Source organism: Streptomyces sp. NRRL S-378 (assembly GCF_000720645.1).
Taxonomy (GTDB): Bacteria; Actinomycetota; Actinomycetes; order Streptomycetales; family Streptomycetaceae; genus Streptomyces.
Window position 1 is genome coordinate 262,660 of sequence record NZ_JOBX01000001.1, and the last position, 22,071, is coordinate 284,730.

Genomic DNA, 22,071 nt, shown 5'->3' on the forward strand with positions numbered 1-22,071 from the left:
CGTGGGCGGGATTCCGCCCACGGCCCTCCAACGTCCGCTTATGCTTCGCTGGTGTTCGATTCTCGGCACATACGGACCTTCCACACGGTGGTCGCCTCCGGCTCGTACTCGGCGGCCGCCCGCGTGCTGGGCTACACCCAGCCCGCCATCACCCAGCAGATGAAGGCGCTCGAACGCGCCGTCGGAACTCCGCTGTTCACCCGCGTGGGCCGCAGGATGCAGCTCACCGAGGCCGGGGAGTCCCTGTCCCGGCACGCCGAGACCATCCTCGGCAACCTCTCCGCCGCCGAGGCCCAGCTGCGGGCGTACGCCCGTCTGCGCACCGGCCGGGTCCGACTGTGCGGCTTCCCCAGTGCCAACGTCACTCTGGTCCCGGAAGCCCTGAGCGGCCTGGCCAAGGATCACCCGGGCGTACAGGTGGAACTGCTGGAGGGAGAGCCCCCGGACTCGCTGCGACGGCTGGAGCGCGGCGAGTGCGACATCACCCTGGCCTTCACCTATCCGGGCCTGCACGAGGAGGTACCGGAGGAGGTCGCCGAGGTCAGACTGCTGGAGGACCAGCTGACGGTGCTGCTCCCGAACGGGCATCCGCTGGCCCGGCGGCGCGCCGTGCACCTGGCCGACCTCGCCGAGGAGCGGTGGATCGCGGGCTGCCCGCGCTGCCGGGCGAACCTGCTGCACGAGTGTGCGGAGCTGGGCTTCGTGCCCGACATCCGCTTCGCCACCGACGACAACCTGGTGGTGCAGAGCCTGGTGGCGCAGGGCCTGGGCGTGGCGATGATGCCCGCGCTGGTGCTGCCGTCGCTCTCGCTGAACCGGGTGTGCGGACGCGCCCTCCAGCCCGCCGCGCGTCGGCACATCGCCGCGTACGTCTACCGGGACCACCTGCGGATCCCGGCGACGGCCGTGGTGCTGGACGCGTTGAAGCAGGTGGCCGCCAACCGGGTCGGCTGCTGACCAATCCATAAGCGCTGCTTGGGATTTCACGTCACAACTGTCGTTGGACGCGGGGGAACGACGCCCGCACGCTGCCCGTATGACCACTACCACACCGGCCCGTACCACCACGAGGATGGCCGCCCTCGTCAGTGAGATCCGCACGGTTGTGGAGCGGGGACTGGCTCCCGACCTCACCGCCCACCTCGTGGGCGAACGGCTCGCCCCGCACCTGGGGGCGCCCGACCTGCTGACGCCGATGCAGCAGGAGGGCGACTCCGAGCGCTACCGGCAGCACATCCTGCACGCGGAGTCGGACGGCAGCTTCTCCGTGGTGGCGCTGGTGTGGCTCCCCGGGCAGGAGACCTGCATCCACGACCACGTGTCGTGGTGCGTGGCCGGGGTGCACCAGGGCGAGGAGAGCGAACGTCGCTTCCGGCTCGCCCCCGGTGCCGGTCCCGCCCGCCTGGTGGCGACCGAGGACGTGGTCAACGCCCAGGGTGAGGTCTGCGGGTTCGCGCCACCTGGAGACATCCACAAGGTGCGCAACTCCTGTGCTGCAAAAGCTATATCGGTGCACGTGTACGGCGCCGACGTGTCCCGTCTGGGTACCAGCATCCGTCGCGTTTACAAGCTCCCCGTCGACTGATGGCTCTCCTTCATCGCCCGCAGAGCGCGGCGGTTCGGCATGTTTCACGTGAAACATCCACTCCCTGGCCGGGGTTGGTGCTCGCGGCGGGCGGGGCCCTGGTCGCCTGGTGCATCCACCGGCTCGTACCGGCCGTGCCCATGCTGACCGCGTCGGTCGTGCTGGGCATCGCGGTGGCGCACCTCCCCGGGCCGCGGACCTTCGTACGGGGAGCCGGGCGCGCGGGTCTGTCCCTGGCCGGCCGACGGCTCATGCGGATCGGCATCGTCCTGCTGGGCCTCGGCCTGGGGCTGGACCAGGTGCTGCGGCTGGGCTGGGCCACGGTGGCCATGGTGGTCGCGGTGGTCGCGGCCACGTTCTTCGGCACCCTCTGGCTGGGCCGCCGGCTCGGGCTTCCGGGCGATCAGCCGTTGCTGATCGCCACGGGGTACTCGATCTGCGGCGCCTCGGCGATCGGCGCCGTGAGCGAGGTCTCGGGCAGCGACGAGGAGGACGTGGCGGCGTCGGTGGCACTGGTCACCCTCTGCGGGACGCTCGCCATAGCCGTACTCCCCCTCCTCCAGGACCCGTTGGCACTTTCCGACCCGGCCTTCGGGCGGTGGGTCGGCGCCGGTGTCCACGACGTCGGACAGGTGGTGGCGACCGCACAGACCGCAGGCCCGGACGCCCTGGGCGAGGCGGTGCTGGTCAAGCTGATGCGGGTGGCCCTGCTCGCTCCGCTGGTAGCGGCGGTCGCCTTCTCGGTACGGGCCCGGCGGCGCGGGGCGCGCACCCCGTCGGGGCGTCGGCCGGCACCGGTGCCGCTGTTCGTCGCCGGATTCCTGGCCGCGGCCGGGCTGCGCGCCACCGGTGTGCTGCCCGACATGGCGCTGCAATGGGCGCACACCGCGCAGGAGGCCTTGCTGGCGGCAGCCCTGTTCGGCCTGGGAAGCGCCGTCCACCTCCCGACGCTGGCGCGGACCGGGGGCCGCGCGGCGGCGCTGGGACTGGGCGCGTGGGTGGTCGTCGCCGGGGTCTCGTACGCGGGAGTGGTCCTCACCGTATGACGCTGCAACGGCCGGGAGTTGGCCATTTCGTGGCCGGAACCGACCGAACGTTCTGACTGCCCGCTGACATTGACGCGGGGCCGTGCCACTCTGCCCCGGCAAGCCGCACCACGTACGACGCACCACGCACAGCCGATCCGCACCGACCGCTCTTCACCCCCACCCTGCCCGGCTCCGACCGGTCCGGGCACGGCAGAAGGAGTCATGCGTGAATCGTCATCGCACGGCCTTGTCCGTCCTGCTCTCGGCGGGCGCCCTGGTCGCGGGCGTCCTGACGGCGGCCACCCCCTCGATCGCGGCGGACACCCCTACGTCCTTCCAGCCGCAGCAGACCCAGGGCTTCTGGACCGCCGAGCGGATGCGGGGTGCCACCCCGCTCGACGTGACGGCGGTCCCCGGCGCCGCCCGCACCGTGGTGGCCGGCACTGCGGCTCCCACCGCCATCGCCCCGACGGCCGCCTCGTCCGCCGTATCACCCACCGCGTTCCCGCAGGCGGGCGGGGCCTGGACGGGGGGCGGCGCGGTCGTGAAGACCTCGGGCCGGGTCTTCTTCACGATGGGCAGCCGCACCGCCTCCTGCTCCGGCAACTCGATCACCAGCGCCAACGGCAGCACGGTCATGACGGCCGGCCACTGCGTGAAGTACCAGGGCGCTTGGCACACGAACTGGGTCTTCGTGCCCGCCTACGACAACGGGTCGGCGCCCTACGGCCAGTGGTCGGCCACCAAGACCTTCGCCACCGACCAGTGGGCGGCGAGCGAGGACATGAACATGGACGTCGGCCTCGCCGTCGTCGCCCCGCTGAACGGCCAGACCCTCAGCCAGGCCGTCGGCGCCCAGGGGGTCCTCTTCAACGGCGGCTACAACAAGAAGATGTACTCCTTCGGCTTCCCCGCGGCCGCCCCGTACGACGGAACGAAGCTGGTCTACTGCAGCGGCAACAGCGGCAAGGACTTCCTGCTCACCAAGGACCACAGCCTGGGCTGCAACATGACGGGCGGCTCCAGCGGCGGCCCCTGGTTCCAGGACTTCAACGAGGCCACGGGCCTCGGGACCCAGGTCTCGGTGAACAGCTTCGGCTACACCTTCCTGCCGAACCGGATGTACGGCCCGTACCTCGGCAACGAGGCCAAGGCCGCCTACGACAAGGCGCAGGCCTCCTGATCCAACAGTCGCCCCGCCACCCCCGCCCGGCCGGTACTCTGTACCGGCCAGGTGGGTTGCCCGAGCGGCCTAAGGGAACGGTCTTGAAAACCGTCGTGGCGCGAGTCACCGTGGGTTCAAATCCCACACCCACCGCACCAGGTCAGAGAACATGCTGATCAGAAGGGGTGTCCCGATAGCGGGGCGCCCCTTCGCCGTGTGCCCTGTCTCACCGTGATTCGCCCCTGTATCGCTTTGGATCATTGTCTATGGACCAGGTGTGGACCACGGTCCACCGGTCCGCAGGTCACTGACCTGCACTTACGCGGGCATGCGAAAGGGGCGCCCGCACCGGGGCGCCCCTTGTGTCGACTGCTGCCACTATCTGTCGACGGTTTGAGCGGTGACGCTGTTACATGTCCATCGCGTCGGCCTTGTCGTTCCAGGTGCCACCGTGGACGTAGCTGATGTTGGTCAGGTTGTGGCAGTTTGTGGCCCCAATGGACATGGTGGGGGCCACCATGAAGTCTCGGTAGTCGATCAGGGTCGCCCCGTAAGTCGGGCGGGCGACGCAGATAGAGGTCGCTTGGTCTCGGAAGCCCCAGTCAGCGAACTTCTTGTTGCCGCTAGCACTCCACTGAAGCTTGCGACCCTCGTAGTTGATGTCCTGCCAAACGCAGACCCACCCGTACCCGCAGTCGCTGGCCGACATTACTGAGGCCGGAGCCTCTTGGGCCGCCTTCGAGCCGAGCGCCTTGCGGGCTTCTTCCGTCGCCTTCTTGGCGACTGCGGCGTTGTCCTTGACCAGGCCGGCGTCCGCTTCGGCCTGGTTGTCGAAACACTTGACTTCGAGGTTCAGCGTCTCGACACAGACCTGAGCCCCCTGCCACCCCTCGGTAAGGTTGATGCGCTTGCCCTTGTACGTGGCGAAGACCGGCTTGGGCGTTTGCGCATCCGTGCGCGCCTGTTCATCAGCGGCGGGGCTCAGCGCCCCGGCCGAGGGCGCTACCGACGTAGGGGCAGGCGTCGTGGCACTGGCCGCCGGCGCGGTGATGATGATGGCGCCCAGAGCGGCACCCGTAGCAATAGCGACACGCAGTAAACGCATCGGCCCTCCCCTGATTGTCCGCCCGTTGGCGGTTACGCCTACACACTGCACGCGCAGTCACAACTTGTGTGGCTGCGCGTGCAGGAGGCTACGACTTGATCGGAGAGCCGTACGTGGCGAGGATCACATGGATGTTCGAATTGGCGGCGAGTCGGACAGGATCACAGGGTCTTTGGCCCGAACGCCTTTATTCGCGTGGTAGTTGTCCGGCGCGATCCGTGACTCCCTGGGTGACGATGGCCCGCGTGGATAGTGTCTCGCCGGCCTTGCCCCAGGCGCTGTCCTTGAGAGCGACCGTGCGGGAGCCGAGGAGCCGCAGGCTCTGCTTGTCGAAGATCCACTCGGTGCGCTCGTCCTTGTGGACCCGTGCGACCGCAACGCCCGTTCGCCCCGCGGCGTCCTTCGCCTCAGGGACCAGGACGACACCCGGAATGCGCGCCGCCGCGCGGTAGAGCGCCGCGCTCAATCCGGGCGGAGCCTGGAACTGCCGCAGTAGATCGCCGATGGCGACGAATGCCTGCTGATCGGGTCCGGTGGTCGAACCGGACCCTGCCCCGTGTTGCTTGCGCGTGTCCTCGTAGATGAACTTCAACAGCCGGTCGGGATCGGTCGGCAGCGATTCGAGGAATCGATAAGTGGGGTTGTTGAGATTCGGCGAACCCTCGGGGGGGAAGGTCTCGGACCCTCGCACGGTACGCATCGTCCATCCCGCCGAGCCGTCGACCGAGAACCAGCGTTCGGCCGAATCGTCTGAGGGGATCGCCTCCATCTTCCCCCCTCCGCCCGGGATCTCGGAGAGGGTGACGGACCGTCCGACGGACTTCGTGTACAGGAACTGTCCGTCGCGCACCACCGGGGCCGGCGCGGATCCGGCCGCCAGGGCGACGCGGTCCAAGAGCTGCACTGCCGCAGGCTCAGGGCGGGCGGCCTTGGCGGGTTTCTCCGGAGTGTTGCCGCTCAGAGTGAAGGTGACGGCCACCGCGCACGCTGCCGCCACCACCCCCAGGGAAAGAAACAGAGGGCGCCGGGACCGTCGGCGCGTGGTCTGCTCCGCTTGTGCGAATTCACGCATCAGGTGCTCCTTGATCGGACGCTGGGCGTGGAAGGGCAGGTCCCCATCGGAGATCCCATCCAGGCGCCGCAGGAGTTCGTCGTGCTCGGATCGTTCGGTCCGTGCGTCATCAGCGGCGTTCACAGGTGTCCCTCCCGTGCGGTGCGGGACGTGGACGCACGTCCCGCAGCTGGGTCTGCGGCCAGATTGGCGGTGGTGAGTTTGCGAAGGCGGCTGCGTGCCCGTGACAGCCGGGAGCGAACGGTCGACTCACTGACACCGCACGCCTTTGCCACTTCGCCATGGCTGAGCCCGGACCAGACGGTCAGGACGATGACTTCACGGTCGGCACGTCGGAGCTGATCCAAGGCGGCCAGGGCGGCCATCGCCTCCGCGGTGTCCGCGATCCGGGACACCACTCGGTCGGCCGGGTCCGGGACGGCATCCGGTAGAGGTAAGCGGGTCAGCGCCTCGCTGTGTCGCCGTGCGGCCCGACGGGTGTTGCGTATGACATTGCCAGCGACCCCGAGCAGCCAGGCGCGGTGACTTGTGACTTCGTCGAGCTTCCCCCGCAATCGCCAAGCTTCGAGAAACGTGAGGGAGACGATGTCATCCGCCCCCGCACGGTCGGAAGTCATGCGGACGACATGCGCGTACACCGCCTGGGCGTGCGCGTCATAGAGTTCCGCGAACAGTTGCTGGTCCACAGTGAGTAGTGTCCGCTCGGTGCCACCTGTTGCATGTGACGCTGGTCACGTATTGAAGCCTGGTGGGTCCCATCGTCACCCGGCTACCCGGTACGAAGTCCCGTCCAACGAGCCGCAGGCCTCTGACGTGGGCCTTCGATGACAGGAGGCAGGGGACTGCTGCGGGGGGCTTCCCACAGTGCCTTGGTTAACCTACGGGTCACTGTCGTCGTTCAGGGCCTTCTCGATCTGCTGGTTCGCGTGGTGCTGGTTGCGGCGGATGGCCTTGGCGTAGAACCGGAACAGCACGGCGATGCTGTGGCCGGCCCGGCGGGCGACCTCGGCCGGGGAGACGCCGGACTCCAGCCAGAGGGAGACGCACGCAGCGCGGAGTCCGTACGGGACCTCGGCCAGGGGAGTCTTCACTTCCTGCTTGGTGAGGATGGCCCGGCGAGCCGCCTTCCAGATGTCGCCGTACTCCTTGCTCAGGAGGCCGCCACCACGGGCTGCACGGAAGAGTCGGCCGTCCTCGGCGGTGCCGAACTCCTTGATGTGGTCGCGGATCATGCGTACCAGGATCGGCGGGATGGGGACCTCGCGGGTGGCCTTCCGGGCCCGCTTCTTGAGGCCCCGGGAGTCGTAGGACTCCCCCGAGTCGGTCCAGCCGGAGCCGACGCGCGGGGAGCTGGACGACAGCACTACCTCACCCCAGCCCTCTTCGGGCAGCGTGAAGTCCGATGCCCGAAGGATCACGGCTTCGCCAGGGCGGGTGGCCGCGTAGTAGAGGCACCCGAAGAACGCCTTGAGGTGCCGACCACGGTTTCCCTGCTCGCCCACAGCGTCAATCAGCTTGCGGGCCAGGGCCGGGCCGGGGACGTAGCGGAAGTCGATCTCGTCATCCGTTTCGGGCGGCGTCCAGTCCACCTTGGTCAGGGGCAGGGAGGGCAGGCGGTCCAGCTCGACGGCGTAGCGCAGGCAGTTGCTGAACACGGGCACCTTGCGGTTCACCGTGTTGTCCGCCGCAGCGGTCCCGTCCATCTTGCGGGCCAGCGCGTCCAGGGCGGACCGCACGACCGTCGGCGTGTTCAGGGCCGAGATGTCCACGGACTTCCGGCCGATCCAGTCGAGGGCCGCCACGATGGCTTCGGGTGCTTCCTCGGCGTCGATCCGGGCCACGAGTTCGCCGTCCTGGTCGAGGACGAGGCGGAAGGCCCAGGAGTAGAGGGCGGTCCGCAGAACCCGGGGAGCGGGGGCGCCACGGTTGTCCTTGACCAGGCGCGGTGTGACCGTGGCGAGCGCGTCCGCGATGCTCGCGCGGTGCTTGGCCGAGGCGTTCGGCCACTTCATCGCCACGTACTCCCGGGCGTGCGTGAACCAGGTGGGGGACTGGGCCGCCTGCACCTCGGAGGCCGGCAAGCCGGTCTCGGTGTCGAACTGTTCGCGCTTGCGTAGTGCGGCCAGCAGCTCGGAGCGTCGGCCGTCCGCCTGGGCCTTGATCTTGTAGCTCTTCGAGAACGGCTGCACGCCGACTCGCCAGCGCAGCTGATAGGCCGCAGCGCGGTCGGGGCGCTTGCGGATGCCCCAGATCTGCACGTCGAAGGTCAGCACGCGGGCACCTCGCAGCCCTCGAACCACGCGTCGAGGTCGGCACGGCGGATGCGGATCTGTCCGTTGGGGAGCTTGAGGCAGCGGGGCGCGTTGCCGCGAGCGCGGAGCCGGTAGAAGGCGGCCCGCGACATGCGCAGCTCGGCCAGCGCTTCCACCATGGTCAGCATGCGGGTGGTCGGTGCGGCGGTCACTGCCATACCTCCCCTTCGGTCTTGGCGCGTTCCTTGTCGGCGCGGGTCTGGTTGATTTCGTGGCGTGTCTGGTTGGCGAGGAGTTCTTCGCCGGGGCGGTAGCCGGAGGCGAGGTAGGCCCAGGAGGACTCGGTGACGAGCACGGTGTCCGGGGCTGGGGCGGGGTGGCCAGCGCGGACGCGGGCGGTGTCAGCCTGAGCAAGGCGCCAGGCGCGGCGGATGTCGCGGAGTGCGCCGAGGGTGGTGGAGTAGGCGCGGGACTTGGTGGAGAAGTGGCCGCGGAAGCCGAGCATGTGGGCCCACTTGCAGAGCTTGAGGTCTGCGAACTCGGGCAGGCCGCCCAGGTCCCAGGCGGTGCGGATCATCTGCCGGACGTGCCGGTGCACGGGCAGTTCCCGCAAGGGTTCGGCCTGGCGGGTGCCTTCGCAGTCGGGGCAGAGATCCTTCACACGGCCGCCGACCGTCCCCCGGCCGGAACAGGTCCGGCAGACCAAGGAGCGGTCCACGGTGCCGGAGTCCTCGGCGCTTTTGGTGGCGTACTTGGCGACGTACCCGGCCACGGCCGCATCTGTGAGTTTGCCGTCCCCGAGCGCGGTGATCTCGCGAACGTCGAGCATGTCGCCCCAGCGGATCTCGTGGTCTCCGACGGTGTCGGAGGTGACGGTGAGGGCGGTGCGAGGGACGGCGGTCCGGATGGCGTGGGTGAGGTCGTCCACGGTCGCCCAGGCGGGCGGGGCGCTGGTGTGGCCCTCGGGCCCGTCGAAGCGGACGACGGCGTGGAAGTGGACCAGGCCGCGCTTCTGGTATTCGGCGACCTTGGCGAAGGAGACGCGCAGGGCGGCCTTCATGTCCTTCTGGGTGATGCCGAAGTGGGCGGCCAGGGCCCGGCGGAGGTTGAGGGTGAAGCGTGCCCAAAGGGCTCCAGCGTGGGCGTTCCACAGCACCGCCCCGGTGTAGTCGTACGTCTTGGGAGCCAGCGGCGTGCCGAGTTCGGGAGCGTCCTCGGGGTGGTGGTCGCCGCAGCGGCAGGCACGGAGCTTGCCGTCCTTGGTGGTGGGGCGGTTGTGGACGGGGCCGAAGGAGGGGGCGGTGAGGGTGAGGAAGACGCGCGGGTGGGTGCGGACGGTCTCGGGGACGTCCTTGCCGCCGCAGAGTCCGGCGCGGACGAGGTGGAAGGTGTCTGCGGCGTAGGTGCGGGAGCAGGCGGGGCAGCGGGAGGCGCGGCGGTTGCCGCAGGTGGTCAGGAGACGCCCGGTGGGCTCGTTGCTGGTGGAGTAGGAGCGGATCGTTTCGCCTGTGGTGGCGTTGCGGGTGTGGGTGTGGCCGACGAGGTTGACGGGGCGGGTGCAGCCGCGCAGGCGGGTGATCTGATCGCGGGTGCGGTCGAAGTCTTCGAGGTTGGCCAGTTCGATCAGGTCCCGGACAGCGGGGCTGATCACGTGCCGCCGGTCGAGGTTGCGGGGCATCGGCGGGTGTCCTTTCCGCTGGTGGGGGATGGCTCCGGGCAGCACCACGGGAGGGGGTGGTGCTGCCCGGAGGCATGACGGGCCAGGCCCAGGAAGGGCCGAGGGGTGGAGAGGTGCCGGGAGGCCGGCGGGAGGGTCAGGCCGACAGGGCCGCGTGAGCGGCGGTGGCCAGGGGGAGGCTGACGCCGAGTCGGGCCTTGAGCTGCGGCGCGGTGATCGGCTGGCCGGTGGCCGCATGGTGGGAGTCGGCGATCTCGCGGGCGGAGTCCAGCACTGCCGGGGGCACCTTGACCGCAGGGAGGGCCGGGGGCGCCGGGGCAGAGGCCGGAGCGGTGACCGGGGCAGGGGCCGGGGCGAGGGCAGGAGCGGCAGCAGTGACCGGTTCCGGTACAGGAAGCGGTTCGGGTTCCGGTGCCCGCTCCAGGTCCGGCGCAGGCTCGGGGGCCGGTTCATTCTCGGGACACTCGGCCGGTTCCGGCGTCGCGACGGGTTCGGGGACCGGCACGGCGATGACCGAGGGCGGGATGGCCACGGCGTGGAAGTGGCGCAGGAGCGCGGGGCCGACGGCGCCCCAGCCGAGGAGGAGCAGGGGTGCCACGGCGTCCACGCAGGCGCGGCCGTAGTGCTTGGCGATGATCGGTTCTGCGACGTTGAGCGCGAGGGTGAAGAAGCCGGAGGCGTGCATCAGGCGCGTGGCCGCCTTGAGGTCACCGGCCGGTACTCCGCGCAGGGACAGGTAGCGCAGGGCGACCAGGAGGCCGACGACGGACAGGTCCACCATCGGGGCGATCAGCGGAGCAACCGGGCCCGGTACACCCAGGCGCAGGGCCAGGGACCACACGTTGCCGAAGGAGAACACGAAGGCCAGGGCCGCGATGATCGCCATGACCACGGTCACGGTGCGCTGTGTCATCCGGTCTTCAGACATGAGGGTTTTCACCTCCTTCCGGGGGGTGTTGGGGTGGTGTGGGGGTTAGGCGGCGAGGAGTTCGGGGCCGTCTTCGTCTTCGTCGGGCGCCTGCTTGGCGAGCTCTGCGACCGTCTGTCCGGTCAGCCCTTCCAGGAGCTTGAAGGGGTCGCGGACCAGGTGCGCGGTCTGCTCGGCGATGCGGGCGGCGTATTCGTCGGGGACGTAGGGGGTGCGGATGCGGACGAAGCCGGGGCGGCCTTGCGCGGACATGACCGCCACGCCGACATAGGCGGGGTCCTGGAGGTTGATCGGGGAAGCGTCGGGCCACTGGCGGATGTCTTCGCCGAGGGCGGCCACCGCGGCTTCGGCGGTCTTCTGCGCGAAGGACAGACCGACGGGGCACACGTCGCGGATGAAGGTGGGGATCGCATCCCCGGTGGTCTTCTGCGTGATGGGGATCGTCAGGAAGCCGAGCGCGCGGCCCTTCTTGGTGAGGTCTTCCACCAGACGGGCGTTGTCCGCCGCGAGGGCGGCCAGACGCTTGGTTTTCGGGTCGGAGCCCTTGTGGTCCCGGAAGAAGGTGTGGACCTCATCCATGGGGATGACGATCAGCGGCCACATCTCCGAGGGGCCGACGTGCCACATGTTCTTGACACCCAGGACCTTCTTCATGCAGGCCGAGCGGGCACGCCGCAGCTCCACGAGACGCTTGAGGAGCTTGGTCGCGGCCTCCAGGTCGTCGCCGCAGAAGGCGAACATCCGCTGGACGAGGTCGGCGTAGTCGCCCTCACGGGCACGGCTGACCTTGCCGTCGAAGGGGACGAACTGGATGGCCGGCGACGGGGCCCAGTCACAGATCAGCTTGTTCATCAGCGAGGTCTTGCCGTAGCCCGGCAGGCCGCCCACGGTGATACCGGATACGTCCTTGAGTGACACGGTGACAGGCGTGCCGTACTCGTCCACGCCCACTTCCCACTTCGCGAGTTCCTTCGGGGGACGGCCGGTGGGGACGTGTTCGGTCGGGACGATCAGCGGGTCCACCCGCACGCCGCGCATCAGCACCTTTCCGGGCCCGTCGGGCAGCACGGACACCCGCGTGCAGCGCCAGGCGTCCGCCAGGTAGGGGGCGGCCTTCTTGAACTCTTCCAGGCCCACCTTCGGCAGGCAGTTCGCCCGTACCATCACACCGAACTCGTCCGGGGTGACTTTCAGGGCCGGGATCAGCACCCGGGGCTTGTGCTGCTTCTTCCCATCTGTGTTGGCGAGTTCGGACATGAGCGTCGGGGTCTTGTCGGTGACCGACAGTCCGGCCATCGGAGCCAGGCGCTTCCAGGTGCGGCGGACACGGACCGCCTGCCGGATGCTGGCGCGCTTCATGGGCGTGGCCCGTATGTAGCGCACGATCCAGAGGAGAGACCAGATGACGAAGACGGCGAGGCCGAGGCCGACGGCGTACGGCGCGTAGCCGAACGCTCCGCTCAGATCTTCCACGGGGGGATTCCTTCGGTTGCGGGGGCGGGCTCCCGCTGCCAGCACGGAAGGCCGAGGGCCGAGCTGTGCTGGCAGCGGGAGGGGTGGGGAGCGGGCGGGTTCGTCACGCCGCGATCTCCTGAGGTGCCTCAGAGATGGCCGGGGCCTCCACCAGTTCGAGGGACTCGCAGCGGTAGGCCACGCCATCCTGGAGCTGGTTGTTGAAGATCCGGGCCCACGGGGTCGCGACCAGCTTGACCGGGCGGACGTAGCGGCCCGGGTGCAGGCCGTTCGGCAGGGCGTTCTTCGCGACGGTGATCTTCATCGTCTCCGCGCGCCCCTCCTCCATCACGACGAGCGTCAGGGTGACCAGCTCGGCGCCGGTCTCCCGGTCGGTGGCGCGGATGCCGTTCTCTTCGTCCTTCCACTTGGGCACCGGCGGCGTGACGACCATGTGGTTCGTGGAGTCGGAGACATGGACGGGGATACGGACCATGGGCATGGGGGTGAAACCTTTCGTCAGGGTGGGCCGCTGAGGTGCGGCGCCACAACAATTGATACATAGCCCTGCTAGCACTGTCAAGTGAGATTGATAGGTGCTGGCAGGGCCGGAGAGGGATCCAGGGGGGCGGGGCAGGATGGAAAAGGGGTGGAGGAAGTGTCAGAGCGGTGTGCTAGGCGTGCTAGGAGTGGCTACCCTGGAGGCATGACCCCTGCCCACACCGCCAAGCCAGACCGCCGGCCGCCGTACCAGCACGCAGCCGACGAGCTTCGGCGCGAGATCAAGGCAGGCCGGTTCAAGCCGGGCGAACAGCTCCCCTCGTACCGGGAGCTGCAAGACCGCTTCGGCATCGCGAGCATGACCGCCCGCAGTGCCGTGAACGTCCTACGGGACGAGGGGCTCGTCTACACCGTCCAGGGGCGTGGCAGCTTCGTTGCCGACGCTCCGGAACTGGCCCACGACATCCCCGCCGACTACGAGGCCCCAGCTTGGTACCTGGGATCCAAGCGAGCCGAAGCTCCGGCAGGGGTCCCCGGCGGTCGGGCGATACCTGCCGAGGCCCTTACCGAGATGCTTCGGTCGCTAAGGGACGAGATCCGTGCACTGAGCGCGGACCATCAGCAGCTCAAGCGGGAAGTCGCCGAACTTCGGGCCGAGCGGCAGGATCAGAATCCGGAATAGCGGCATTCCGCAGCTCCGCCACATCCTCGATGAGTACCGCAGCTTCCAGGCGCATCCGCCTCACCGCCGCCAGCATCTCCGCGACCATGGCCTGAGCCGATACCGCTTCCTGCGCACCCATCTGGTTCTCTTCCCCCTGCGTTGACATCTGTCCTGCCATCTCGCCCTGATCCGGTCCCTCACATCCGTACGCCTTCGCTGCCGGCCGACCGGGCGGCCCTTTCGCCCACCCCTGAGCTGAGGGTGCACCGAAACCCGCGGACATAGCGAGCCCATGCCCGTGAGGCGGGCGAAAGCGGGAATTTACGTCCAGGAATCCCGCCCCGTGCGTATTGCCCTGGACGGCGCATCCCGCCTGGCGGACAGCACGGGAAGACCTCGCACCACCGTCCTCACCACACGTCATCGGCCCTGCTTTCACTCGTTCGCTCGCGGCCCTGACACAAGCCTCCGGAGAATCCGTGAATTCGGAATTCACGGACCGCGTGATACAAACCGCCCGGACATGCGCCGCCCCCTCATCTGCTACAGGTGCGCCGACCGGCTTTCGTGTGACACTCCCTTGAGTGGCGTGCATCACATCTGGCTCCATTCGAGAGGGCGGGCACTTCGGGCAGGTGCTGACCAGGGTCCGGAGAATCCCCGGTTTCCGAAACCGGGGATCGTCGGGTATGTAGGTCCACCCCCGGATCGCCTATAGAGGTGTCGAAACAGCACGAGGTGTGACCCCGCATCGCAGCGACCTGCACCACACTCGACTCCTTCGCGGCCCAGGCGGTCCGGGCGACGTTCATAAGGGTCCGGACAATCCCCGGTTTGGCTAACCGGGGATCGTCGGTTATGTTCCGTCGCCCCCGGATGCGCCTCGCTTGTAGAGGTATTGCGATCGGCGCACGTGTGACCTCGGATGCGTGTGACCTGGATCACGTTTCTGGCTTTCTGTTTGCGCAGGCCCCGGAATTTCCGGCGCGAGCCGCACGCAATCAGCGAAAGCGGACACCTCCTCCGAACGGCCATCCCGCACCCCTCCCGCCTGTGGACAACTCCATGCGAAGAGCAGGCAACCACGCCAAGCCTGTGGATAAGGGAACGCGATTCCGCGAGCAGACCGGCCTAGACCTGGCGAAGTGACGATTCTGCGAATAGATCCGGCATAACATGATGAAACAGCCCATTCCCTAACGGCCGAAGCGGCCGAAGGGGTGAGCTGTCCAAAGTTTCTTTACTGGATCAAGGCGGCCCGCTGGCGCGGGCCGCGCGGCGCGGCGGCCCCAGGCCGCCGCTGGCTCCATGTCTCCGCCACCGCCCGCAGCGGCCCCCGCCCACTCGCGCCGCGAAAGGCCCGAGAAGCGGGCAGTCAGACCCGTGAAGAACCCCGACAGCCGCCCCACGGCGAGCACGGCCGACAGCAGCGGGACGTACGCCAGGCCCGCGCGGGTCACCGCGGATTGCTCTTCACCCTGACGTGGCCGGGGCGGCCGGCCTCCACGGCTTTACCCACCTGTTCGGGCCGGGGCCCGCGTCGGGCAAGTCCAGGGGGCCACTCGTTCAAATTCCGGGCAGGATCAAAGCCTGCCCGAGTTGCCGGGCCAGCGTACGGCCCCCTGAACATGCCCGACCCCAACCCGAACAGGACACCGGCCAAAGCCGCTCCGGCCGACCGCGATGCCAGGTGCAGCAGTCATCGTCAAACGCCAAAGACGGGGCGGGAGTTGACGCACGCGAGCCCCAGCGCGGAGGGGGGTGCGCTGGGGCTCGTGCAGGAGGCGCCGATCAGGCGGTCGGATGGGCGGGGGACGGAGCTGGAGGACGGACGCCTGTCAGGTCCTCCGCGCGTCGGCGCAGGAGCGGGGCCAGCTCGATGTACCAGCCACGGCCCACGGCCTGGAGCATCTCGGCGAGGGCGATCTGTTCGCCAATCCGGCCGGCGGGGGTGTCGAGGACGTGGGCGAACTCTGCGCGGATGGGGTCGGCGACGGCTGGGACGCGGAGGCTGTTGACGTAGAGCATCGCCGGGTCGTAGCCGACGGGGACGGCGCCCCACCGCTCCCAGTCCAGGATCACGAGGGGATCGTGGGTGAGGTTGGCCCACTGGAGGTCTGCGTGCCCCGTGACGCGTTCGGTGATGGCCGGCGCGGGGATGCCCAGGAACTCGGGGAAGACCCGGTCGGCCCAGGACTGGCGGATGGTCTCGCGGGGCGGTTCTGCGGTGCTGAGGGCGTCCAGGCTCTCCCGCAGAGTCGTCCACCAAGAGTCCGGCAGGCCCGGATCCCGGGTGAGGTCAGGCGTCTCCGGCGAGATGACGGGCTGGGCGATGTAGTCGATCAGCTCAGCCTCGAAGACGTACTCGCCGCCGTCCCAGCGGTACAGCTCGTGGAGGTGTGGGCGGGACACCTTGTCGGACACCCGCTCCTCGGCGAGGGCGATCCCCTCGTTCCGGGTGGCGGGGGTCTTGGCCGCCTCGCCGCAGTGGACGCGGAGCCAGTGGCCACCCTCGGTGCGGCTGCCGATGGTGCGGCCCAGCCATCCCCACGCCGGAATCCCCGTCGTCGTGGTGCACAGGCGGGCAGCGGCGTGGGTCAGGGCGTCCTCCATACGTGCCCTGGTGGTCTCATCCTTGGGCGAGTACATCAGTGACCTTCCTGAGGTGGCCCGGATCGAGCGGGGCGGCAACGGTGGCCTTTGCGGCAGCCCAATGAGGGGCGGTGCCAGCAGACAGCAGTACCACGTCCAGACTCGGACAGGAGGCCGCAGCGAGCAGGCAGGCCGTGGCCGGCGAGGCGCCCGGGCGGATGAACTCGGCGAGTTCAGGCGTGACGAGGCCGGGCAGCTCGCCCCCGTGCAGGGGCGAGGAGCCGAAGGTGATCAGCCCCGCAGCACGGGCCAGGACGAGGGGGCCCCGGCCGTCGAGGGCGAGGGCGATCGGCCGGGCCATGACGAGGCTGACAGGCTGTTGGATGGCCCGCAGGTGATGTTCACCCGATCCAGCGGCTTCGATGGCCAGGCCCAGGAGTTCGGACACGGCGAAGGCGTCGTGCTGGAACCCGGACCAGGTGGCCACGCCGTACCCGCCGATCCGGTCCGTGGCGGCGAACTCCTCCAGGACAGCGAACGCCTCACGAAGCGCCTGGTGAAGCTCCGTAGGGCGGAGGTCGGCGTGCTCCGGATTGTGGACGAAGACGAGGTCGATCCGGCCGAGAGCGGCCAGGGACCTTTCCGTCTGCCAGCGGACGAAGGCGGGGTCGAGGCTATGCCCGGTCCGGATCTGGGCAGCGGTGAGGACTCCGGCCCGGAGGGCAGCCGCGCCTTCATCCGGGGTGAAGAAGCCTGTCTTCGTCGCGACCATGGCGCGCGGGTGGTCGGCGATGACGGGGCCGAGCGCCTGGTGGGCGTCGCCGTAGTTGGGGGCGGTGTCGATCCACACCAACCCGTCGGCGCACGCGGTGCGGCCCGCTTGCTCGACGGCCCGCACCCGGTACGTCCCCAGTCCCAGGGAAGCGGTCACGAGGCGCCCCCGACCACGGCTACGGCCTGACCGGCAACCAACGCGGAGACAACCTCCGCCACCTGCACAAGGGTGAGATCAGACTCGGCGGCCAGGTCCGCCAGGGTCGCCGGCTTTCCACCCGCGAGGAGGCGGAGGACCGGGGCGACGGAGAGGGCGAAGGTCCACTCGTTCCCCGCCCCGGCGAAGGTCACCGCCTGGTCGTCCTGGTCGATCCGAGCACGGGGCACCGTGGCCTGCACGGTGATGCCCGGTTCGGCGGGAACGGCGGTGAGGTGTGGCAGTGACAGGCGCGGGCGCCCGGGGTGCGTGGCGTCCAGCGACCTTTCCCAGCGATCCAGAACAGCCGGGTCGTCCAGGGCGGCCAGCACCTCCTTCCGTACGGTAGCCAGATAGTCCGCCCGCTCCTCCGGAGTGCCGAAGCGCGGTACGTCCGCCCGGACGGTCACGCTCGCCCGGAGGTCGTCGCACAGCCAACCCAGGAACTCGGCACCGGTCTGCGTGGCGAGCCCGAAGGTGAGGTGGAGGGATGCGGCGCCCTGGTCGGCGCTCACGGCGTGCCACCAACCGCGCGGCAGATAGAGCACGTCGCCAGGCGCCAGGACGATGTCCGCGATCGGCTCGCCCGTCGGGGCGTCCGGAGCTTCCACGTCGCGCCAGGCGGGAGCCTGCCGGGTGGGGCCGTAGATCTTCCACCGCTTGGAGCCTTCGAGCTGGAGCACCACCACGTCGTGGTCGTCCCAGTGCGTGCCGAAGCCTTCCTCGGCGGTCCACGAGGCATACGCATTGACCTGCACGGGGGTGCGGAAGAACCGTTCGAGGCCGGCGGCGGCTTCCCGGACGGGCGGGTGGATCTGGTCGATCGCGTCGATGACGAGGGAGGCGCCCTCGGCGAGCCGGGCGTGGAACTCAGCAGGCTGCGGCTGGTACCAGGACACCCCACGACGATTCGTGCGGAGGATCGAGTACGCCGTGGTGGGGACGGCTTCCCCGGCGCGGGAGAGCCGCATCCGGGGCGGTTCGAGCCGGTGGGCGGCCACGATCTCGTTGAGGTCGTCCCAGGCGAGCAGCGAGAGGTGGGCGTGGCCATTGGAGCGGATCACTTTGTGGGCCCGGAAGCACATCTGGGCGAGGAACATGTCCCCGCCCAGACGCTCGGCCCACGATGCGGAATCAATCACCGTGGGTCTCCTCGGTCGATCAGGTGTCGTTCATGTCCGACTTGCCGCCCGTGTTGTCCGAGGCTTCCTCGGCACGCGAGCGGGCCGCGGCGATGCGGCGGACACCGATCAGCAGACCGCTGGTCTGCTCGGTGGGAGCGTTCTCGTTCATCCCGTACTCCTTCCTGATCTCGATGGGTCCCGCCGGGGTCCCGGCGGGAAATCTGTGGGTCAGCTTCCGGGGTCTCCGGCTACGGCCAGGGTGACCACCAGGACGCTGACGGCGACGGCGTACAGGAGGACGGCGAGCTGTTGACGCCAGCCCCACGGGGCGCGTGCGGTCAGCCGCGCTCCAGACTGGAGGGGTCCTCGACCACCCACTCCACCCCACCGCCCTCCGGCCGGGCGAAGACGGCGTTCTGCATGACCACGCGGGTCTTCGGGTCCTCGAATTCGCCGATGAACTGCACGATGCCGGTGCGGCCCCTCAGCGGATCGCGGATGCGGGTGCCCTCGCTGACCCAGCCGGGCACGGTCTGGCGCTGACGGTTGCGGCTCTTGGGGGACACGGCACCTCTCCTCGGTCTCGGTCGGGCACTGCACTCCAGGGACGCAGCGGGCCGCAGGTGTGACGTTGCGGACGGCCCTACGACCCGCTGCGAGGGGGAGACCGCCTCTCCGGGCGGCTGTGACCAGTCAACTGCCGTCAGCGTTTGGACGGATGGGCCAGAAGGCATGGCCATTCCGGGGACATGGCCAGGTTTTATGGCCAGGCTGGGATCCGGGCTCTGTGGACGGCCGAGGGATGGCGATGATGACCACGAACGAGAACGACGGCGTGGAACCGATCGGGCCGCTGTTGCGGCGCCTGCGGATGGCTGGCGGGCGCACTCAGGAGGAACTGGCGGCTGATCTCTCCGCGCGGCGGGGGTACCCGCTGGAGCAGGGTGCGGTGTCGCGGTGGGAGACCCACGAGCGTCTTCCGGACCCGGCTTCGCGGGCGCTGCTGTCGGCGGAGTTCGGCGTGCCGGAGGAGGAACTGCGGCGGGCCGTCACTCTCGCCCGGCGTCTGCGACGTCAGGAGAAGAAGGACGAGACCGACCAGGAGAACGATGTGTTCGACCGCCGCGGATTCATGACGGCTTCGGCCGGCGCCGGGATTGCCGTCATACAGCCCGCTTCTCTGCTTTCGTCGGGGAGGAGGATCGGGGCCGACGTCCCGAAGCAGTTGAGCCACCGCACCGCCCGGCTCCGCCGCCTGGACGATTTCGTGGGCGGCGGAGACACGTACCAGATGTACGTTCGGGAGCTGGAGGACACGACCCGGCTGACGGACGAAGGGGTCTACAGCGAGGCGACAGGCCGGGGCCTGCGCGGAATCATCGCTGAACAGGCCCAGCTTGCGGGCTGGGCGGCGTACGACGCGGGAAACTACGAGGGTGCCCGCGGGCACTACATGACGGCCTTAGCCGCGTCGCGGGCCGCAGAGGACACCGCGCTGGAAGGCAACTCGCTGGCGTTCCTGGCGTACCTGGAGTGGACGGTGGGCGGTGGCTCCGGGATCAGGTTCGCCACGGCCGCTTACGAGGCACTCGGCTCGGGGACGGCGCCCGTGGTGCGGGCACTACTGGCGGATCGGCTGGCGTGGCAGCACGCGACCTCGGGGAACGACCGGGAGGCGGACTACGCCTTGGGCGTTGCCGAAGAGGCCATCCACGAACACAGCGACGAGCCGGGCTCGGACTGGGCGTACTGGGTCGATCCCGACGAGATCGCAATCATGACGGGGCGCTGCTGGGCGGAGCTGCACCGACCGTTACGGGCCATCCCAGCCTTGGAGGGCGCTCTTGCCCGGTACGACGACACCCGGGCCCGGGACAAGGCGCTGTACCTGTCATGGCTGGCATCGGCGTACCTGGACGCGGGAGAGGTCGAGTACGCGACCGCGATCACGGCCCGGGTGTTCGACCTCTCCGAGGGACTCGCGTCGATCAGACCGATGGCACGGGCCCGTCTGATGGTCAAGCGGCTGGAGCCTCACCGGTCCCTCGCCCCGGTTGGCGCGCTACTGGAGCGCGCGCAGAGCTAGCGGGTGGCGCGAGTGATCCAATCCAGGTACTCGGCACGGCCGGCGTCGATCGTGAACGCGATGACCTCTGGCGAGTCGTATGGGTGGTTGTCCACCAGGTGCTTCTCGAGGGCCTCGCGCCGGTCACCGGTCGTACGGAACGTCACCTGATACTCGGTGCCATCGGAAACTTCACCCAGGTGTCGGTACGTCGTCTCGATGGGTCCGGTTACCTGCCCAGAAGCGGCTAGGCTCGCTTCCACCGCCGAGCGCGACAGCTTCCGCGCAGCGTCCTGATTGTCCACGGTCGTGATTACGATCAAGAAGTCAGCCATGAGGGCAACGTACCCGCCCCATGCATCGCGCCCATATGGGGCCAGTGGACCAGGTGTGGACCGCCGGAGGCCGTGAGTGGTCCGGAGGGCGGGGAACGAGCAGGTCAGGCGCGTTGAACACACTTCCCGCAGCACTCTCTTGAAAACCGTCGTGGCGCGAGTCACCGTGGGTTCAAATCCCACACCCACCGCAGATGAACGGCCCCTGACCGGTATGAACGGTCAGGGGCCGCTTTCATGCCCGGGGACCCCGATCGGGGTAGGGCGTGCGGCGGGATTCTCGGGTTGCCGGTCGACCGGTGGTGTGCGGGGCGGTGACCCCGGGCCGGGCCCCGTGCCCGGCGGCCCCGGAAGCCCGGCCGTCAGGGGGTGCGAGACGGGACGAAAGACCGGGTTGGGCCTTCTGAGTGGTGTTTGTCAGAAGATCGGCGCGTGTGATGAGCGCAGTGCGGTTGCCCCCACATCATGACGAATGTATTCAGATCCGCCCGTCGGAACATCGCGAATCGAGGCACTCCGTCATGGCTCACCGCAACGCCCTCACGTCGATCTGGACCTCCGTCCTCGCCGCCCTCGTGGCGGTCCTCTCCGCCCTCGGCTTCGGCGGCAAGGCGGCCTCGGCCGCCGCCTCCACCGCCGGTGGCTCCGCAGCCACCGCGGCCACCGTTGCCACCCCGGTCCGCCGGTCGGCCATGTCGGGCCCGCGGAGCTGGCGACAGATGATGCGGGGCGGTTCGCTGCCGCCGACCCTGAAGCAGCGCATCCGGGCCGAGGCCCACGGCAAGACCCCCGGTGTCCGTCGTTCGACCACCGCCGCCGCCATGGGTGCCGCCCCGGGAACCACTGCTCGCACCCTGACGCCTTCCGCGGTACCCGCCCCTCGCACCCCCCGCACCCCTCGCACCCCCCGCGCCGCACGTGCAATGGGTGCAGCTGCTGCCGCCCCCGAGACGCTGGCGCTCGCCGCGTAGCCCCGTACGGGCAGTCCGGACGAAGCAGGACCACAGACAACGGAGCACGGCGCACGAGCAGAAGCGCGACTGCAGAAGCAGGAACGCAGGAGCGCGACCCCAGGCAGAAGCAGGACCGCAGGAGCAGCAACGCAGCAGCAGGAATGCAGAAGAGAAGCAGGACCGCGGGAGTAGCAACGCAGAAGCAGGACCGCAGGAGCAACAACGCAGCAGCAAAAACGCAGGCAGGCGCTGGAGCCCGGTCGCTCGTGACCGTGGATCGCGTCGCCTGGTGCCCCGGCAGCGGGGCGCGGATGGATCACCCCGGCGTGGGCCGGGGAGCGTGCAGGGGGCGTGAAGTCTGGCATGGCAGGGCCGCAAGCCCGGGAGACGGTGGGGTTCCCGGACGGCGCGGCCCCTTCGGCATGTCCGGGAGCGGCGGCCTGGCGGAACACCAGGCCAACTCGAACCTCGCGGTCGACTTCCACCCCTGGTGGTAGCAGCGGCACCAGTCGCCCTCGCGCGTGCCCGCCCCTTCCCGACCTTGACACCGCGGGTAAATCTGACGGACAGTCAGGTACCTCGACGATGTGGATGCCGGGAGG

General features: G+C 69.3%; 22 protein-coding genes and 1 tRNA gene. 8 read left to right on the forward strand and 15 right to left on the reverse strand.

The features are described 5' to 3' along the window. Positions 1 to 51 precede the first annotated feature (51 nt). From IH80_RS0101245 to IH80_RS0101265, 5 genes are all read left to right on the forward strand, one after another. Positions 52 to 957: a LysR family transcriptional regulator gene (locus tag IH80_RS0101245; RefSeq protein WP_030956920.1), complete on the forward strand. Its 906-nt coding sequence runs from the start codon at positions 52 to 54 to the stop codon at positions 955 to 957. A gap of 79 nt (positions 958 to 1,036) precedes the next feature. Further along, the gene (locus IH80_RS0101250; protein ID WP_030956922.1) at positions 1,037 to 1,585 is read left to right on the forward strand and encodes a cysteine dioxygenase family protein; all 549 of its coding nucleotides are present in this window, start codon (positions 1,037 to 1,039) and stop codon (positions 1,583 to 1,585) included. Further along, entirely contained in the window at positions 1,585 to 2,631 is a 1,047-nt protein-coding gene (locus tag IH80_RS0101255; RefSeq protein WP_030956924.1) for a YeiH family protein, read from the forward strand. The genes IH80_RS0101250 and IH80_RS0101255 overlap by 1 nt, the downstream gene beginning before the upstream one ends. Before the next feature lie 208 nt (positions 2,632 to 2,839). Continuing rightward, entirely contained in the window at positions 2,840 to 3,796 is a 957-nt protein-coding gene (locus IH80_RS0101260; RefSeq protein WP_030956925.1) for a trypsin-like serine peptidase, read from the forward strand. A gap of 50 nt (positions 3,797 to 3,846) precedes the next feature. Continuing rightward, a tRNA-Ser gene (locus tag IH80_RS0101265) sits at positions 3,847 to 3,931 on the forward strand. A gap of 256 nt (positions 3,932 to 4,187) precedes the next feature. On the opposite strand, the gene IH80_RS0101270 is transcribed toward IH80_RS0101265, so the two are convergent. The 9 genes from IH80_RS0101270 to IH80_RS0101310 form a co-directional block, all read right to left on the reverse strand. Continuing rightward, positions 4,188 to 4,883, reverse strand: coding sequence for a peptidase inhibitor family I36 protein (locus IH80_RS0101270; RefSeq protein WP_030956926.1), 696 nt, complete (start codon positions 4,881 to 4,883; stop codon positions 4,188 to 4,190). Between the two features lie 187 nt (positions 4,884 to 5,070). Beyond that, the gene (locus tag IH80_RS0101275) at positions 5,071 to 6,078 is read right to left on the reverse strand and encodes a CU044_5270 family protein (protein WP_051808610.1); all 1,008 of its coding nucleotides are present in this window, start codon (positions 6,076 to 6,078) and stop codon (positions 5,071 to 5,073) included. After that, entirely contained in the window at positions 6,075 to 6,641 is a 567-nt protein-coding gene (locus IH80_RS0101280) for an RNA polymerase sigma factor (protein WP_030956929.1), read from the reverse strand. Before IH80_RS0101280 ends, IH80_RS0101275 begins: the two co-directional genes overlap by 4 nt. A gap of 192 nt (positions 6,642 to 6,833) precedes the next feature. Then, positions 6,834 to 8,228: a tyrosine-type recombinase/integrase gene (locus tag IH80_RS0101285; protein ID WP_030956931.1), complete on the reverse strand. Its 1,395-nt coding sequence runs from the start codon at positions 8,226 to 8,228 to the stop codon at positions 6,834 to 6,836. Further along, entirely contained in the window at positions 8,222 to 8,425 is a 204-nt protein-coding gene (locus tag IH80_RS0101290; protein ID WP_030956933.1) for a helix-turn-helix transcriptional regulator, read from the reverse strand. The genes IH80_RS0101285 and IH80_RS0101290 overlap by 7 nt, the downstream gene beginning before the upstream one ends. After that, complete coding sequence (locus tag IH80_RS0101295) at positions 8,416 to 9,885, reverse strand: replication initiator (protein ID WP_030956934.1); 1,470 nt, start codon at positions 9,883 to 9,885, stop codon at positions 8,416 to 8,418. Before IH80_RS0101295 ends, IH80_RS0101290 begins: the two co-directional genes overlap by 10 nt. Positions 9,886 to 10,021: 136 nt before the next feature. Next, positions 10,022 to 10,813 carry a DUF2637 domain-containing protein gene (locus IH80_RS0101300; protein ID WP_030956936.1) on the reverse strand — a complete coding sequence of 264 codons (792 nt, stop codon included), beginning with the start codon at positions 10,811 to 10,813 and terminating at the stop codon, positions 10,022 to 10,024. Between the two features lie 45 nt (positions 10,814 to 10,858). Then, positions 10,859 to 12,286, reverse strand: a complete 1,428-nt coding sequence (locus tag IH80_RS0101305; RefSeq protein WP_030956938.1) for a cell division protein FtsK — start codon at positions 12,284 to 12,286, stop codon at positions 10,859 to 10,861. A gap of 103 nt (positions 12,287 to 12,389) precedes the next feature. After that, positions 12,390 to 12,767 carry a hypothetical protein gene (locus IH80_RS0101310; RefSeq protein WP_051808612.1) on the reverse strand — a complete coding sequence of 126 codons (378 nt, stop codon included), beginning with the start codon at positions 12,765 to 12,767 and terminating at the stop codon, positions 12,390 to 12,392. 204 nt (positions 12,768 to 12,971) lie between these two features. Here IH80_RS0101310 and IH80_RS41395 point away from each other — a divergent pair, with 204 nt between their 5' ends. Next, positions 12,972 to 13,448: a GntR family transcriptional regulator gene (locus IH80_RS41395; RefSeq protein WP_063757232.1), complete on the forward strand. Its 477-nt coding sequence runs from the start codon at positions 12,972 to 12,974 to the stop codon at positions 13,446 to 13,448. A gap of 1,773 nt (positions 13,449 to 15,221) precedes the next feature. Here the strand turns inward: IH80_RS41395 and IH80_RS0101320 are convergent. From IH80_RS0101320 to IH80_RS0101340, 5 genes are all read right to left on the reverse strand, one after another. After that, on the reverse strand, positions 15,222 to 16,079 hold the full coding sequence (locus tag IH80_RS0101320; RefSeq protein ID WP_030956942.1) for a hypothetical protein: 858 nt from the start codon (positions 16,077 to 16,079) through the stop codon (positions 15,222 to 15,224). Beyond that, a complete protein-coding gene (locus IH80_RS0101325; RefSeq protein ID WP_030956944.1) occupies positions 16,060 to 16,953 on the reverse strand; it encodes an aldo/keto reductase in 894 nt (297 codons plus the stop codon). The genes IH80_RS0101320 and IH80_RS0101325 overlap by 20 nt, the downstream gene beginning before the upstream one ends. After that, entirely contained in the window at positions 16,950 to 18,134 is a 1,185-nt protein-coding gene (locus IH80_RS0101330) for a cupin domain-containing protein (protein ID WP_030956945.1), read from the reverse strand. Before IH80_RS0101330 ends, IH80_RS0101325 begins: the two co-directional genes overlap by 4 nt. 19 nt (positions 18,135 to 18,153) lie before the next feature. Then, the gene (locus tag IH80_RS46775) at positions 18,154 to 18,285 is read right to left on the reverse strand and encodes a hypothetical protein (protein ID WP_267883507.1); all 132 of its coding nucleotides are present in this window, start codon (positions 18,283 to 18,285) and stop codon (positions 18,154 to 18,156) included. Positions 18,286 to 18,454: 169 nt separating this feature from the next. Beyond that, entirely contained in the window at positions 18,455 to 18,682 is a 228-nt protein-coding gene (locus tag IH80_RS0101340) for a hypothetical protein (protein WP_030956948.1), read from the reverse strand. Between the two features lie 236 nt (positions 18,683 to 18,918). On the opposite strand from IH80_RS0101340, the gene IH80_RS38720 reads away from it, so the two are divergent. Then, positions 18,919 to 20,202 (forward strand): helix-turn-helix domain-containing protein, encoded by a 1,284-nt coding sequence (locus tag IH80_RS38720; RefSeq protein ID WP_051808614.1) that lies wholly within the window; start codon positions 18,919 to 18,921, stop codon positions 20,200 to 20,202. On the opposite strand, the gene cutA is transcribed toward IH80_RS38720, so the two are convergent. Next, on the reverse strand, positions 20,199 to 20,516 hold the full coding sequence (cutA, locus tag IH80_RS0101350; protein WP_030956950.1) for a divalent-cation tolerance protein CutA: 318 nt from the start codon (positions 20,514 to 20,516) through the stop codon (positions 20,199 to 20,201). The genes IH80_RS38720 and cutA overlap by 4 nt on opposite strands. Before the next feature lie 521 nt (positions 20,517 to 21,037). Here cutA and IH80_RS43455 point away from each other — a divergent pair. After that, positions 21,038 to 21,487 carry a DUF6344 domain-containing protein gene (locus IH80_RS43455; protein ID WP_030956951.1) on the forward strand — a complete coding sequence of 150 codons (450 nt, stop codon included), beginning with the start codon at positions 21,038 to 21,040 and terminating at the stop codon, positions 21,485 to 21,487. The last annotated feature ends 584 nt before the right edge of the window (positions 21,488 to 22,071 follow it).

What these genes read in the sequence shown, in the direction of transcription:
- IH80_RS0101290 (WP_030956933.1), bottom strand. Translation starts at nt 8,425, where the DNA reads ATGGCAGTGACCGCCGCACCGACCACCCGCATGCTGACCATGGTGGAA.
- IH80_RS0101250 (WP_030956922.1), top strand. Translation starts at nt 1,037, where the DNA reads ATGACCACTACCACACCGGCCCGTACCACCACGAGGATGGCCGCCCTC.
- IH80_RS43455 (WP_030956951.1), top strand. Translation starts at nt 21,038, where the DNA reads ATGGCTCACCGCAACGCCCTCACGTCGATCTGGACCTCCGTCCTCGCC.
- IH80_RS46775 (WP_267883507.1), bottom strand. Translation starts at nt 18,285, where the DNA reads ATGAACGAGAACGCTCCCACCGAGCAGACCAGCGGTCTGCTGATCGGT.
- IH80_RS0101295 (WP_030956934.1), bottom strand. Translation starts at nt 9,885, where the DNA reads ATGCCCCGCAACCTCGACCGGCGGCACGTGATCAGCCCCGCTGTCCGG.
- IH80_RS0101270 (WP_030956926.1), bottom strand. Translation starts at nt 4,883, where the DNA reads ATGCGTTTACTGCGTGTCGCTATTGCTACGGGTGCCGCTCTGGGCGCC.
- IH80_RS41395 (WP_063757232.1), top strand. Translation starts at nt 12,972, where the DNA reads ATGACCCCTGCCCACACCGCCAAGCCAGACCGCCGGCCGCCGTACCAG.
- IH80_RS38720 (WP_051808614.1), top strand. Translation starts at nt 18,919, where the DNA reads ATGGCGATGATGACCACGAACGAGAACGACGGCGTGGAACCGATCGGG.
- IH80_RS0101255 (WP_030956924.1), top strand. Translation starts at nt 1,585, where the DNA reads ATGGCTCTCCTTCATCGCCCGCAGAGCGCGGCGGTTCGGCATGTTTCA.
- IH80_RS0101310 (WP_051808612.1), bottom strand. Translation starts at nt 12,767, where the DNA reads ATGCCCATGGTCCGTATCCCCGTCCATGTCTCCGACTCCACGAACCAC.
- IH80_RS0101300 (WP_030956936.1), bottom strand. Translation starts at nt 10,813, where the DNA reads ATGTCTGAAGACCGGATGACACAGCGCACCGTGACCGTGGTCATGGCG.
- cutA (WP_030956950.1), bottom strand. Translation starts at nt 20,516, where the DNA reads ATGGCTGACTTCTTGATCGTAATCACGACCGTGGACAATCAGGACGCT.
- IH80_RS0101320 (WP_030956942.1), bottom strand. Translation starts at nt 16,079, where the DNA reads ATGTACTCGCCCAAGGATGAGACCACCAGGGCACGTATGGAGGACGCC.